This window comes from Akkermansia muciniphila ATCC BAA-835 (assembly GCF_000020225.1).
GTDB lineage: Bacteria > Verrucomicrobiota > Verrucomicrobiia > Verrucomicrobiales > Akkermansiaceae > Akkermansia > Akkermansia muciniphila.
This window is the reverse complement of record NC_010655.1, coordinates 931,043-944,265: the sequence shown is the minus strand read 5'-3', so window position 1 is coordinate 944,265 and position 13,223 is coordinate 931,043. Positions and strand designations below refer to the sequence as shown.

The 13,223-nt window shown below is 55.9% G+C and carries 10 protein-coding genes; 8 read left to right on the top strand and 2 right to left on the bottom strand.

Going from position 1 to position 13,223, the window contains the following annotated elements; all coding sequences use genetic code 11:
• Nucleotides 1-41 precede the first annotated feature (41 nt).
• Complete coding sequence (locus AMUC_RS11875) at nt 42-2,174, top strand: glycoside hydrolase domain-containing protein (protein ID WP_162610419.1); 2,133 nt, start codon at nt 42-44, stop codon at nt 2,172-2,174.
• An 81-nt stretch (nt 2,175-2,255) separates the two neighbouring features.
• Here the strand turns inward: AMUC_RS11875 and AMUC_RS04325 are convergent, their stop codons facing one another.
• Nucleotides 2,256-2,576, bottom strand: a complete 321-nt coding sequence (locus AMUC_RS04325; RefSeq protein WP_012419850.1) for a winged helix-turn-helix transcriptional regulator — start codon at nt 2,574-2,576, stop codon at nt 2,256-2,258.
• A 124-nt stretch (nt 2,577-2,700) separates the two neighbouring features.
• On the opposite strand from AMUC_RS04325, the gene AMUC_RS04320 reads away from it, so the two are divergent.
• Nucleotides 2,701-3,138 carry a cupin domain-containing protein gene (locus AMUC_RS04320; RefSeq protein WP_012419849.1) on the top strand — a complete coding sequence of 146 codons (438 nt, stop codon included), beginning with the start codon at nt 2,701-2,703 and terminating at the stop codon, nt 3,136-3,138.
• A gap of 466 nt (nt 3,139-3,604) precedes the next feature.
• Here the strand turns inward: AMUC_RS04320 and nifJ are convergent, their stop codons facing one another.
• The gene (gene nifJ, locus AMUC_RS04315; RefSeq protein WP_012419848.1) at nt 3,605-7,183 is read right to left on the bottom strand and encodes a pyruvate:ferredoxin (flavodoxin) oxidoreductase; all 3,579 of its coding nucleotides are present in this window, start codon (nt 7,181-7,183) and stop codon (nt 3,605-3,607) included.
• 343 nt (nt 7,184-7,526) lie between these two features.
• Here nifJ and lysS point away from each other — a divergent pair, with 343 nt between their 5' ends.
• From lysS to AMUC_RS04275, 6 genes are all read left to right on the top strand, one after another.
• Entirely contained in the window at nt 7,527-9,008 is a 1,482-nt protein-coding gene (gene lysS, locus AMUC_RS04305; protein WP_012419847.1) for a lysine--tRNA ligase, read from the top strand.
• 17 nt (nt 9,009-9,025) lie between these two features.
• On the top strand, nt 9,026-9,811 hold the full coding sequence (locus AMUC_RS04295; protein WP_012419846.1) for a PP2C family protein-serine/threonine phosphatase: 786 nt from the start codon (nt 9,026-9,028) through the stop codon (nt 9,809-9,811).
• 252 nt (nt 9,812-10,063) lie between these two features.
• Nucleotides 10,064-10,708, top strand: coding sequence for a glycerol-3-phosphate 1-O-acyltransferase PlsY (gene plsY / locus AMUC_RS04290; RefSeq protein WP_012419845.1), 645 nt, complete (start codon nt 10,064-10,066; stop codon nt 10,706-10,708).
• Nucleotide 10,709: 1 nt separating this feature from the next.
• The gene (locus tag AMUC_RS04285; protein WP_012419844.1) at nt 10,710-11,720 is read left to right on the top strand and encodes an NAD(P)H-dependent glycerol-3-phosphate dehydrogenase; all 1,011 of its coding nucleotides are present in this window, start codon (nt 10,710-10,712) and stop codon (nt 11,718-11,720) included.
• A gap of 57 nt (nt 11,721-11,777) precedes the next feature.
• Nucleotides 11,778-12,212 carry an exosortase system-associated protein, TIGR04073 family gene (locus AMUC_RS04280; protein ID WP_012419843.1) on the top strand — a complete coding sequence of 145 codons (435 nt, stop codon included), beginning with the start codon at nt 11,778-11,780 and terminating at the stop codon, nt 12,210-12,212.
• A gap of 140 nt (nt 12,213-12,352) precedes the next feature.
• The gene (locus AMUC_RS04275; protein ID WP_012419842.1) at nt 12,353-13,171 is read left to right on the top strand and encodes a hypothetical protein; all 819 of its coding nucleotides are present in this window, start codon (nt 12,353-12,355) and stop codon (nt 13,169-13,171) included.
• The last annotated feature ends 52 nt before the right edge of the window (nt 13,172-13,223 follow it).

Here is a 13,223-nt window from a genome sequence, read left to right as displayed (position 1 = left end):
TTCTTTTGAGAGAAAATGAAATTCCGGTGCGTAATATGCGTATGCGCTGTCTTTTTTTTCCTCTGTGTTCCGCTATTGCCTTAACGTCTTTTGTCCAAGCCCAGTCCCTGGAGAGGCATCCCCTGTATGAACCCGCCCTTGTTTCCGTAGGAACTCCGGGTGATGCAGGTAATTTATTTGCCGGAGCCAAAGTAACCGCTTCCGGTCATTACGGCAGTGACCGTCCGGAACTGGCCGTGGACGGGCAGACGAATAACGCCGGCAAATACTGGGGTTGCGAGGGCATTCCCGTCTGGCTCCAGATAGATATGGGAAAGCCCCGGACGCTTTCCTCCCTGCATGTATGGCCCTATTGGGAGGGGGGGCGCATTTACAAATATAAAATAGAAGGTTCCGAAGACGGAAAGAACTGGAAAATGTTGGCGGATCAGTCTTCCAACAGTATTGCCGCCACTCCGGAAGGCGTTCCCTTCAAATTCAATCCGCAGACGGTCCGTTACGTTAAAATCACTTTTTTGGGCAATAGTGCCGGCAATGAGAAGGGGGGGCATCTGGTGGAAATCAAAGGGTACGGACCCGATGCCGCCCTGAGCCTGCAGGCTGCAGCGGTGAAGGATTATGACCGTATTCCTTACAATGGCGCTCCCGGGCAGGAAATGCTTCAGGATGCCGTGCGTCTGTCCGGCTGGAGAGGCGAACGCGCCGGCGGGCAGATTGCCGTCTGGTCTTCCCAGGCGCAGCCCCAGTTATCGGCCTCCTGCGCCGGGGTAAAAAACGCTGCCGGACAGATTATCCCTGTCCGGACTGCCATGATACGCTACACCAGGGGGGGCAACAGGCTGATTTCAGATATCATCGGCAGCGAAAACAGCTGCGATTTGCAAGCCGGAGGCGTGCGTCCGGTATGGGTGGAGGTCAATATCCCCCCGTCTGCCAAACCCGGCGTGTACAAAGGAAAAGTGGTAGTTTCCGCAGAAAGCGGCTCTCCCGTCAGTGTGCCGGTAATTCTGGAGGTGGCGCCGGAATCCCTCCCTGCTCCCGCGCATTGGCAAGTTCATCTGGACTTGTGGCAGCATCCGCAGGCCGTGGCCCGCTGGCATGATGTGGAACCGTGGTCTCCGGAGCATTTCGCACTGATGAAGCCGGTGATGAAAAGGCTGGCGGATGCCGGGCAAAAGGCCATTACATGCTCCCTGATTGATGAAGCCTGGAATGCCCAGACTTATGACTGGTTCCCGCCCATGATTGAATGGGTCAAGGGCAAAAACGGAACCATGCGCTGGAATTACGCCAATTTTGACAAGTGGGTTTCCTTCATGATGAACGAGGTGGGCGTCAAGGGGCAGATATCCTGCTATACCATGATTCCCTGGAACATGAAAATCCGTTATTTGGATGAGGCGACCGGAAAGTACAAATTTCTGGATCTTAAGCCGAACGATCCCTCCTATGAAGCTATCTGGGGGCCTTTCCTGACGGATTTTCGCAAGCACGTCAAGAGCAAGGGCTGGCTGGGCAAAACCTGCATCGGGCTGGATGAACGGCCGGACGCTATGGTCAGGGCGGCCAAGAATGTACTGGACAAGTATGCCCCGGAATTCAAAATCGTTTCCGCCGTCAATCGGCCTACGGCCATGACCCGGGACGTTTATGACGTCTCTCCTGTAATTGACCATGCAGGCACGGTCACGGGCGATCTGCTGGCGCAGCGCAAAAAGGAGGGAAAAAAGACGACGTTCTATGTCTGTGTCCATCCCAAAAAGCCCAACACCTTCACTATTTCTCCGCTGGCGGAGGCGGAATGGCTTCCCCTCTTTGCCGCCGCCAATCATTTGGACGGCTTTTTGAGATGGGCTTATAATTCCTGGAACCGCAATCCGTTTGAAAAGACGGATTTCGGGAACTGGCCCGCGGGAGACTGCTACCTTGTTTATCCCGGCAATCTCAGTTCCCTGCGGTTTGAAAAACTCCGGGACGGACTGGAGGAATTTGAAAAGGTCAATATCCTGCGCGCCCGCGCCGCAAAAAATCCTAAGGCGAAAGCTGCCGTAGCCCGCATGGATGAAGAGCTTTCCAAGCTCTTTACCGTGGAAAAAAGCCGCGGGGATTCCCATGAGGAAGACGTGTGGAAAGCCCGCGAAATTATCCGTAAAACGACGGAAATTTCCCGCTGACCTTTCTTGCGGGAAAAAGGGAAACCGCTGTATTTCCATGTCTTTCCGGAGGTTCGGTTAAGCTCCGGAAAGGGGGGAGGATCAGCGGTTTTCTCTTTGGTATTTCGATCCCCATTCCGCCATGGAGGCCAGGACGGGGCGCAGACTGCGCCCCAGTTCCGTAAGAGTATATTCCACGCGCGGAGGTACTTCCGCATACACCTTTCGCGTAAGCAGGCCGTCCTTTTCCATAGAACGCAGGTTCGCGGTCAGAACTTTCTGCGTCACAGGCCCAATGGATTTGCGGAGTTCTCCAAACCGCCGGGTGCCTTCGAGCAGATCGCGGAGGATGAGCACTTTCCAGCGGGAGGAAATCAGTTGGAGAGTAGTTTCAACAGGGCATGATGAATTATAGTAAGTCATTTATTTTAAGCAATAGTTTCTTTCAGGAATCTAGGGTACTATTTTCTGCCTACTTTACAAAAAGAATGTTGCCGCCTATTTTAATAAGTGCCTGCCGTTACGGCAAGCATGAACAGATAATGCCATGAACAAGATCATCATTGCCAATTACAGGGAGACGGAGCCTCAGGTTATCAGCCGGGAGGGTAATTCCTTTGCGGTAAAGCCCGTCATTCGGGAAGCGGATGCCGGAAAATGTGCGGCCAGTTTCGTGGAAGTGGAGCCGGGGCGGTACGCCTATGGCTACCATTATCATGAAGTGAATGAAGAGGTATTTTACATCATCAGGGGCCATGCCGTTGTGCGTACGCCTGAGGGTGAAAAGAATTTAAAAGAGGGGGATGCGATTGCATTCCCCGCCAGCCCGGAGGGAGCGCATGTTATTCGCAACGGATCCGCTACGGAGAAACTGATCTATCTGGATGTGGGCACTCGCCTGACGCCTGATGTGGTGCACTTCCCGGATACGGCATCCGGAATGGTATATTCCTCCTCCGGTGTGCACCATTTTCGGGAATCTTGAAGCAGCATCCCTGTTTTAAAGTCTTTTTCCGGTTTTTCCACCGGCGCGGTCCGCAGGAAAACGGGCCGCGCTCCTCTGGGGAGGAAGGTGTGAGGAAACAGTATTACCCTGGCCGCATGAAATGCCCCTCTTTGTCTTGGACATGGCTGGCCGCAAAGGCTGCGGTTCCATTGAAGGACTTCAAAACCTCCATGCGGAAATTAACCCGTATAAGGTGATATATTAAAACCCGGCCTTGCAGCAAGGTGTGCGCCCTTTTTTGTGCTGCGGGGGAAGGATGAATTCTCCGGCTTTCAGGAAGGGAAAGTACTGGCGCGGGAAGCCTGCTTGCGTGGCTGTATGGCGGGGCGGAAAAGCAGTCCCCTCCCCGAAATATTCATGGTTTGTTTTTCATGAATACCCGGCAGTAAAAAACGCCCCTGCCGGATAAGCCGGACAGGGGCGTTGAAATTAAGCGGCCTATACCTTATTCCGCAGGTTTGTCGGCACCCATGCCGGCAATGCTTTGGTACAGGTTCCAGCGGTGCCAGACATCCTTCTGGGCTTCTTCAAGGAGTTTTTCGAATCCTTCCTTATTGGTCTTCGCCAGAAGTTTGAAGCGGTTTTCGCTGAGCAGCACATCGCGCAGATCGCCCTTCGGGCCCTTGCCTTCCACAATCAGCGGATTCTTGCCCTGGCGGGCCAGGTCCGGATTATAGCGGTAAAGCAGGACTCGGCCGGAATCCACCCATGCCTTCTGCTGCTGCAGGCCCTTGGCCATATTGATGCCGTGGGAGATGCAGTGGGAGTAGGCGATGATGAGAGCCGGGCCGTCATAGGCTTCCGCTTCCACAAAGGCTTTCAGCGTGTGTTCGTCCTTGGCGCCGAGAGCGACGGAGGCCACGTACACGTTGCCGTAAGTCATGGCCATGAGGCCCAGATCCTTCTTCACGCCGGGTTTGCCGTTCGTGGCGAATTTGGCTACTGCGGCGCGCGGGGTGGATTTGGAGCACTGGCCGCCGGTGTTGGAGTATACTTCCGTATCCATGACCAGTACCTTCACGTTCCGGCCGCTAGCCAGAATGTGGTCCAGGCCGCCGTAGCCGATGTCGTAGGCCCAGCCGTCGCCGCCCAGAATCCACACGCTCTTGCGGACAAGTTTATCCGCAAGGGTCAGGAGGCGCGCGTATTCCGGCTTGCCGGCGATTTTCTTCTTGAGTTCTTCAATGTTTTCACGCTGCTGGGCGATGTCTGCTTCATCCTTCTGCGGATTAGCCAGTATCCGGTCCACCAGTTCCTGGCCCACGGCGCCGGCAGCTTCATGAAGAAGCTCAATGGCGTGTTCCATCTGCTTGTCCAGGGAGACGCGGAAGCCAAGGCCGAATTCGGCGTTGTCTTCAAACAGGGAGTTGGCCCAGGCGGGGCCGCGCCCTTCAGAGTCATGGGACCACGGGGTAGTGGGCAGGTTGCCGCCGTAAATGGAGGAGCAGCCCGTAGCATTGGCGACCACCAGGCGGTTGCCGAAGAGCTGGGAGAGCATTTTTACATACGGAGTTTCACCGCAGCCGGCACAGGCGCCGGAGAATTCGAACAGCGGGCGCAGCACCTGCATGGAGCGGATGTTGTCCGTTCTTACCTTGGTGCGGTCCACGTCCGGAAGGCTCAGGAAGAAATTCCAATTGGCTTCTTCCTTGTCGTGAATCTTCCCGGCCGGGACCATGGTCAGGGCCTTGTGCGTCGGATCCGTCTTGCTCTTGGCCGGGCAGACGTCCGCGCAGAGCGTACAGCCCGTACAGTCGTTCGGGGAAATCTGGATGACGAATTTCTCTCCCTTCCAGTCCGGATGCTTGGCATCCAGGCATTCAAACCCTTCCGGAGCGTTTGCAAGAGCGTCAGGAGAGAAGAATTTGCTGCGGATAACCGCATGCGGGCAGACGGCGGTACACTTGCCGCACTGGATGCAGAGGGTCGGATCCCATTCCGGCAGATCCAGGGCCAGATTGCGCTTTTCGTACTGGGACGTTCCGTTCGGGAATGTGCCGTCCACGGGCATTTGGCTGACCGGGATGCTGTCGCCTTCACCGCACATCATCTTGCCAAGGACGTTTTGTACGTAGTCCGGAGCGTCCGGGGACATGGCGGGCGGGATGGCGTGTCCGTTTACAGTTTTTCCGGTTGTGTCCACCTGGTGCAGGTTTTCCAGCGTGGCGTCCACGGCGGCGATGTTTTTGTCCACCACTTCCTGGCCCTTCTTGGCGTAGGTTTTGGCAATGGCCTTCTTGATGTAGCCGATGGCTTCATCCGCGGGAATCACGCTGGCCAGCTTGAAGAAGCAGGTCTGCATGATCATATTGATGCGGCCGCCCATGCCCGTTTTGCGGGCCACGGCAAAAGCGTCAATCGTGTAGAGCTTGATGTTCTTGTCCAGAATCTGCTGCTGCATGCGGGCGGGCAGCGTGTCCCAGAGCTTGTCCGCCGGGTGCGGGCTGTTCATCAGGAAAGTGGCGCCGTTGGCGGCATTCTTCAGGAAGTCGAACAGATCCAGCAGGGAAGGCTGGTGCAGGGCCAGGAAGTTTGCCTTGGTGATCAGGTATGTGGATTTGATCGGACGGGGACCGAAGCGCAGGTGGGAAATGGTGGAGGAACCCGATTTCTTGGAGTCATACACGAAGTAGCCCTGCACATACAGGTTCGTATGCTGGCCGATGATCTTGATGGCGTCCTTATTGGCGCCTACGGTGCCATCGGAACCGAGGCCGAAGAACATGGCCCGCGTCACGTCGTCCGCTTCCGTGGAATAATCTTCATCATACGGGAGGCTGGTGCCCAGTACGTCGTCGTTGATGCCGATGGTGAAGTGATTCTTGGGAGTGTCCAGAGCCAGGTTGTCATAGACGCCCTTGACCATGGCGGGGGTGAATTCCTTGGAGGAGAGGCCGTAGCGTCCGCCTACCACCTTGGGCATGCCGTTGGTGAAGGGCAGCGTGCCGTTGGCCTGGGCGTCGAAGAGGGCCTGGATGATGTCCTGGTGGAGCGGTTCTCCCTGGGAGCCGGGTTCCTTGGTGCGGTCCAGCACGGCGATTTTCCTGACCGTAGCGGGGAGGGCCTTGACGAGTTCGGCGGCGGGGAATGGGCGGAACAGGCGCACCTTCAGCACGCCTACCTTGGCGTTTTCCCGGGTCATCATGGCTTCTACCGTTTCTTCCACAGCTTCAGCGCCGGATCCCATCAGGATAATGACGCGTTCGGCGTCCGGAGCGCCGGTGTAATCCACCAGATGGTAGGAACGGCCGGTAAGTTCCGCGAATTTGTCCATGGCGTTCTGGACAATAGCCGGAGTGGCTTCATAGAAACGGTTGACCGTTTCACGTCCTTGGAAGTAAACGTCCGGGTTCTGGGCAGTGCCGCGCAGAACGGGAGCATCAGGGGTCAGGGCTCGTTCCCGGAAGGAATCCAGCCATTCCTGCTTAATCATGCCGTTCAGGGTATCGTCCGTGATGTCTGCAATCTTGCCGATTTCGTGGGACGTGCGGAACCCGTCAAAGAAATTGATGAAAGGAATGCGGGATTCCAGTGTAGCGGCGTGGGAAATAGCGGCGAAGTCCGCAGCTTCCTGAGTGGAGGAGCCGCACAGCATGGCCCATCCGCAGGAGCGGGCGCTCATCACGTCGCTGTGGTCGCCAAAAATGGAAAGGGCCTGGTAAGCCAGGGACCGGGCGGCTACGTGGAACACGGCGGGAGTCAGTTCCCCTGCGATTTTGAACATGTTCGGGATCATCAGCAGGAGCCCCTGGGATGCGGTGAACGTAGTTGCAAGCGCTCCGGTCTGGAGGGCGCCGTGAACGGTGCCTGCCGCGCCGCCTTCACTCTGCATTTCCACTACGGAGGGAACGGTGCCCCACAGGTTCTTCCTGTTGACAGCGGCCCAGCTTTCAGCTGATTCACCCATCGGAGAAGATGGTGTAATGGGGTAAATGGCAATGACTTCAGAAAAACGATAGGCTACGGAGGCTACGGCTTCGTTAGCGTCAATCGTGCTGTAAGTTACGGTTGTCTGATCACTCATAAGTCTGCACGGATAGTATATAATTGATAAATAAGGTGCGTCTTAACGGGAACATTTATAACATGTCTGGTGCCAAAGGTAAAAGCAATTATGCGTATGTGGGGATTTGCCGGCCATTTTTTAATAATAAGACCAGTTTTGTTTCAATTCCTTTGAATATCGTGCTTTATGTGGTTCTGTCCAGGCTTTTTGCAAAACGGCCGGAGTACTGGGGCATGTTCCGGCATCCGGCTTCCGAAAAAGGGGGGAGGAACCTTCGGGTCAAAACCGGCCGCCAAAAATGTCCCCTCTGCCTGACAATGCGCTAGCCAAAACGGAAGCAAGCCTTTAGAATCCCCGCACTATGTCCGAACAACAGCAGGCACATCCGACTACGACGGAATCCGAACTTATTGCCGTGCGCCGCGACAAGCTCGCCAAAATCCGTGAGCTGGGAATTGACCCCTACGGCGCAAGATTTGACGTGACCACCACTCCCGCCGGATTGAAAGCCGATTTCCAGGAAGACAAACAGGTAGCCGTCGCCGGCCGCCTTCTGGCTATTCGCGACATGGGCAAATCCCAGTTTTTCGTCATTGGGGACGTACGGGGAAAAATCCAGGGGTTCCTGCATAAAAATGAGGTGGATGAAACCACCTGGAAGCTTTGGAAGCTCCTGGACCGCGGGGACTGGGTCGGCATCAGGGGAACCACGTTCCTGACCCGTACCGGAGAACCTACCGTAAAGGTATCCGGACTGACCATTCTTTCCAAAAGCCTCCGCCCCCTGCCGGACAAGTGGCACGGGCTGGCGGACAAGGAGGTGACCTACCGCAAGCGCCACCTGGACCTCATTTCCAATGAGGAAAGCGCCTCCCTGTTCGTTACGCGCTCCCTCATGATTGCGGAAATCCGCCGCTTTCTCCAGGAACGCGGTTATCTGGAAGTGGAAACCCCCATGCTTCAGGATGTGGCCGGTGGGGCCGCCGCCAAGCCGTTTGAAACGTACCATAACGCGCTGGATATGCCGCTGACGCTGCGCATTGCCCCGGAGCTTTTCCTCAAACGCCTGATGGTGGGCGGCTTCACGAAAATTTTCGAACTCAACCGCAGCTTCCGCAATGAAGGAATTGACCGCCGCCACAACCCGGAATTCACCATGCTGGAAGCCTATTGCGCCTGCGGTGATTTTGAAACCATGGCGAATATGGTGGAGGAGCTCATCTGCCATCTGGCGGAAAAATTCTGCGGTGGCCTTCAGATTGACCACAAGGACGCGGAAGGCAACGTTCTTTACACAATCGACCTCAGCCGGCCCTGGAGACGCGCCGACTACCAGGACCTGATCCGGGGCGTGGCGGGGGAAGACTGGTTTGACATCTCCCCCGAAGCGCGCCGCGCCCGCTGTGAAGAGCTGGGAGTGGAAATCAGCCCGGATATGAAAGATGTGGATGTTTCCCAGCAGGTGTATGAAAAACTGGTGGAGGAAAAGACCATGAACCCCTGCTTTGTTACCCACGTGGCCAAGGACTTGGTTCCCCTGGCCAAGCTGAACCGGGAAAATCCGGACGTAGTGGATGTATATGAACTGGTGATCAACGGGCAGGAAATTTCCCCCGGCTATTCGGAATTGAACGATCCTGACGTGCAAAAGGAACGCCTGGAGCACCAGGCTGCCGGGGAGACCCAGCGTGTGGACTATGATTTCATTGAAACGCTGGAATACGGAATGCCCTCCGCAGGCGGCATCGGCATCGGCATCGACCGCGTCGTCATGATGCTGACGGGGGCCTCTTCCATCCGTGACGTGCTGCTCTTCCCGCAGTTGAAACGTAAGGACAGTTAATCCGAACCACCGGCCGCATGGCTCCCCGCACCCCGGATATTCTGGACTGCGCTTCCGCCCAATGGATCGGCAAACGCCGCGAGCAGGAAGACGTGGTTAAAAGTCTTCCCGCCGCCGGCGGGATGCTGGGCATCGTGTGCGACGGCATGGGAGGGCATCTTCGCGGAGATTGCGCCTCCTGTGTGGTGGCGCAGGAATTTGCCGCGGTATTTGCGGAAAGCGGCATCGAGGATATCCCGGAACGTTTAACGGCGGCTTTGCATGCTGCCAACAGGGCATTGTCCGCCATTCAGAAGGAACCGGAGGAATCCGGAACCACATTGCTGGCCGTCTTCATCCGCGACCATTTCCTGTGGTGGATCAGCGTGGGAGACTCCCCCCTGTATTTATGGAGCGGGGCGGACAGCTTTCGGATGGACCGGCTGAATGAAGACCATTCCATGAGGCCGATTGCGGATAGCCTTTACCGGAAGGGGAAAATGTCACTTCAGGGTGCGCTCCGGCAGCGTTGCATTCTCCGTTCCGCCGTTATGGGCGGTCCCATGGAACTGGTGGACATCAGCGCCATGCCCCTGCTCTTGCATCCGGGAGATGCGGTGCTGGCCTGCTCGGATGGCTTGCAGGTTTGGAGCGAGCTGTTGAGAGAACCTTCTTTCCTGGCTCTTCAAAAGGCCAGGGATTGTTCCAGCAGGGAGCTGGTGGGGATCATTATGGAACAGGTGAAGGATATGCTGGAGCCCCAGCAGGATAATGCCTCCGTCTGGGCTGCCGTCATGCGGAAACCCTGCGAGGGCGGTAAATAAGCTTATTCCGGCGAAGGAAGTGCGGGAGCATGGTTCTGGGCGGGCGGGAAAATGTTCGCGCTGTTCTTATTGCGCCTTAAACAGGGCTTTTCCGCAGACCGGGGCACGGAGAGTCTTGAAAATGAGGATCTGGAGGAGGCTGTCAGGTATGGTGTTCTTTTACGGGAGCAACCCCTCCGGAAAGAACCGGGCCGGAGGTGATTTCCCCATTGTCATTTGACCGGCGGGGGATTAAAATGCACTCCGCACAACATGATTGCCTGGATAGTTTTCTATTACCTGATCGGAGCGATTCCGTTCGGCTACCTTGCCGGCAGAATCAGAGGGATTGACCTGAGGCAGCAGGGTTCCCGCAACATAGGCGCTACCAATGCGTGGCGCGTACTGGGCTGGAAGTGGGGCCTTTCCGTTTTCATTCTGGACTTCTTAAAGGGGTTCATCCCTGTGTTCGGCGCCTTGAACTGGCTGCCGTTCCTGACGGGGGATGCGGGCGGCTGGGATTTCAATGTCTTGGTAGTTCTCTCCTGTTTCGCTGTTATACTCGGTCATACTTACACCTGTTTCCTGGGATTCAGGGGAGGAAAAGGCGTAGCGACAACCGCGGGGGTTTTATTTGCCCTCAATCCGGTGGTGGCTTGCGTAGCTCTGGCTTCTTGGCTGGTGGTTATGGGAATCTCCGGCATCGTGTCCCTGGCCAGCCTGGTGGCCGCTGTGGTGATGATCGCCGCCGGATGGTGGATTTATCCGCTTTGCCAGGACGGGGATGTCTCCCCCCAGATACTTTACGTCGCCTTTTTCACGGTGGTAGGCGCACTGGTGATTCTCAAGCACCGTTCCAATATCGCAAGGCTTCTCAACGGAACGGAGCACTCCTTCTATTCCAAAAAGTCCAAGTAAGATGATGAATCGGTTACATAAAATAGCAGTCATTGGAGCCGGTTCCTGGGGCACGGCCCTCTCCATGGTTCTGGCGACCCGGGAATGTGAAGTCGTCCTGTGGACGCCGGAAGAGGCTCAGGCCAGGCAGCTTGCCGAAACAAGACGCAGCCCCGTCCTTTCGAAAACCGCCCTTCCCCTGGCCCCCAATATCCATCCTACTTGCGATCTGGGCCAGGTGAAGGATGCGGAACTCATTGTAGTAGTGGTACCTTCCGTGGCCATGCGTTCCGTGGCCCAGCGGCTGCGCAGCCTGCCGGTGCAGCCGGATGCCGTCATTGTCTCCTGCACCAAGGGCATTGAACAGGGAACCCATAAAAGAATGACGGAAATCCTTCAGGAATATCTGCCCTCCAACCCCATAGGCGTGCTTTCCGGTCCCAATCATGCGGAAGATATCTGCCTGGGCCTTCCGTCCGCCTCCCTGATTGGATTTGAAGATCCGAAGTATGCGGATTGGGTGCAGCAGATATTTGCATCCAAAACCTTCCGTGTTTATTCCGCTACGGACATTATCGGCATGCAGCTGGGCGGAACCATTAAGAACGTCTTTGCCATCGGGGCCGGCTTATGCGAAGGGCTGAACCTGGGGGATAACGCCCAGGCCGCTTTGCTGACCCGCGGCCTGGCGGAAATGACGCGCATCGGCGTGGCCAGCGGAGGCCGCAGGGAAACCTTCATGGGCCTTTCCGGAGTAGGCGATTTGATTGTTACCTGCTATTCCCGCCACTCCCGTAACCAGACGGTGGGGCGGAGACTGGCGGAAGGGAAGAGCCTTCAGGAAATCCTGGATACCCTGGGCATGGTGGCGGAAGGGGTGCCCAACACGCTGTCCGTCTATGAAATTGCGCGGAAGCTGGAGGTGAGGACGCCCCTGATTGACGCCGTTTATTCCGTTCTTTATGAATCCAAGCCGCCGATGGAAGCGCTTGCGGAACTCATGACGCGGGACCCCCGGCCGGAATTAGATTGATTTTTTGTTTTTTTGAGTTGCTTTCCCTCGACAAATTATACTATATAAACAATCAGTATGAAACGTGCCATCATCTCAGCTCTTTTTGCCGCCGGCGTCGTTGGTGTCGCCAGTGCGGACATTCAGGCTCCCCCCGCTTCCGAATACACCCCCACCCGCAAGCTGGGCCGCGCCATCGCCAACCTTATTTATTCCGTTGAAGAAATCCCGCTGGGAATCATCAACTGGACGAGCCGCGAGGGAGATTATGCCGGTTTTTCCGTAGGCATTGTTGATGGCACCGCTACCATGTTTGAACGCATGGGCTACGGAATTTATGAACTTGTCACCTTCTGGGCTCCCACTTACAAATGCACGTACAAGCCCCCTTATCAGGGGCGCTGCGGCATGAGCGGCCTCAAGGAATACAATCCCAATGGCGGCCTGAGCGAATTCCCTGCGGAACTCAGCTTCCAGAGCTACTACAAGTATTCACGCCAGCAGCGCGACTAAGGCCGGGCTGTTAAGATTTCAAAAGGGCTGTCCGCTTGTTTGCGGACAGCCCTTTTTTCATATAGTGGTCTTGACAATAGCCGCCATTGACGGGGAAAGGAGGAAAACGTATTCTTCCATACCGGAAAGGCTTCCGTATCATGAATAAAATTGTTGCTTCCATCAGCCTGGGCACTGCCGTTTGCATAACAGCCTCCGCATTTGCCCAGGACTCCCATCTTTCCCTGACCAGGCAGAGCGTTGCCAGCATGCATGAAATCGCAGCGGCTCTGGACAAGGTAACGGATGAACCTGGAGCGGCCGCTGCTGTGGAAACGGTTAAAAAAGTTCATAAAAAGCTGCTGGACATTGGGAAAAGACAGCTGGAACTTCCTGGTGCCACGCTTCAGGAGCAGGCTCAGGTTTCCGCCCAGATGACGGAAGCACAGAAAATTTCAGGTGAATTGATAAAATCTCTGTCCCGTTTGAAGAAGGAAGGTCTGCTTACGCCCGATTTGCAAAAGGCCCTGGCGGATTTACAGTCTGTTCAGAAGGAGCTGGCGCAGGCTTCCCGGGATAAGGCTGAGCAGGCGGAGCCGTTCCAGGAGGATGCGGAGGGCAACACGCATGAAACCCTGCTAACCAAAACTGTGGAGGAAGTAAAAAAGCTTAACGACTCTCTGGCCAGGGTAAGAGATGAAGAAACCGGCAAGGCTGCTGTGGAACAGATAGGTCGCTACCGGGCGGCTATGCTGGACGTTGCCAGGAAACAGGCTGCCCTGCCGCCTCTCACCCGCAACCAGCAGGCCAAGCTGATGGGAGTGCAGCAGCAGCTTGTGGAAATGATGCAGCCCATTGTCAAGCATGTAACGGCCATCATGCTTTCTCCGGATGCTTCCAGGAACCTGAAGGAAGCTCTGAATTCCCTTTCCGAACTGCCTAAGGAAGTTCAAAAAATCCGTGAAGAGGCGGCTAAGTGAACTTTTTAAAGGATGCGTCCTTTTGGGCTGGTCAAAAAATTATAATTGTTCT

Coding starts and splice junctions, on each gene's coding strand:
- AMUC_RS11875 (WP_162610419.1), top strand. CDS start 42: ATGCGCTGTCTTTTTTTTCCTCTGTGTTCCGCTATTGCCTTAACGTCT.
- AMUC_RS04325 (WP_012419850.1), bottom strand. CDS start 2,576: ATGACTTACTATAATTCATCATGCCCTGTTGAAACTACTCTCCAACTG.
- AMUC_RS04320 (WP_012419849.1), top strand. CDS start 2,701: ATGAACAAGATCATCATTGCCAATTACAGGGAGACGGAGCCTCAGGTT.
- nifJ (WP_012419848.1), bottom strand. CDS start 7,183: ATGAGTGATCAGACAACCGTAACTTACAGCACGATTGACGCTAACGAA.
- lysS (WP_012419847.1), top strand. CDS start 7,527: ATGTCCGAACAACAGCAGGCACATCCGACTACGACGGAATCCGAACTT.
- AMUC_RS04295 (WP_012419846.1), top strand. CDS start 9,026: ATGGCTCCCCGCACCCCGGATATTCTGGACTGCGCTTCCGCCCAATGG.
- plsY (WP_012419845.1), top strand. CDS start 10,064: ATGATTGCCTGGATAGTTTTCTATTACCTGATCGGAGCGATTCCGTTC.
- AMUC_RS04285 (WP_012419844.1), top strand. CDS start 10,710: ATGATGAATCGGTTACATAAAATAGCAGTCATTGGAGCCGGTTCCTGG.
- AMUC_RS04280 (WP_012419843.1), top strand. CDS start 11,778: ATGAAACGTGCCATCATCTCAGCTCTTTTTGCCGCCGGCGTCGTTGGT.
- AMUC_RS04275 (WP_012419842.1), top strand. CDS start 12,353: ATGAATAAAATTGTTGCTTCCATCAGCCTGGGCACTGCCGTTTGCATA.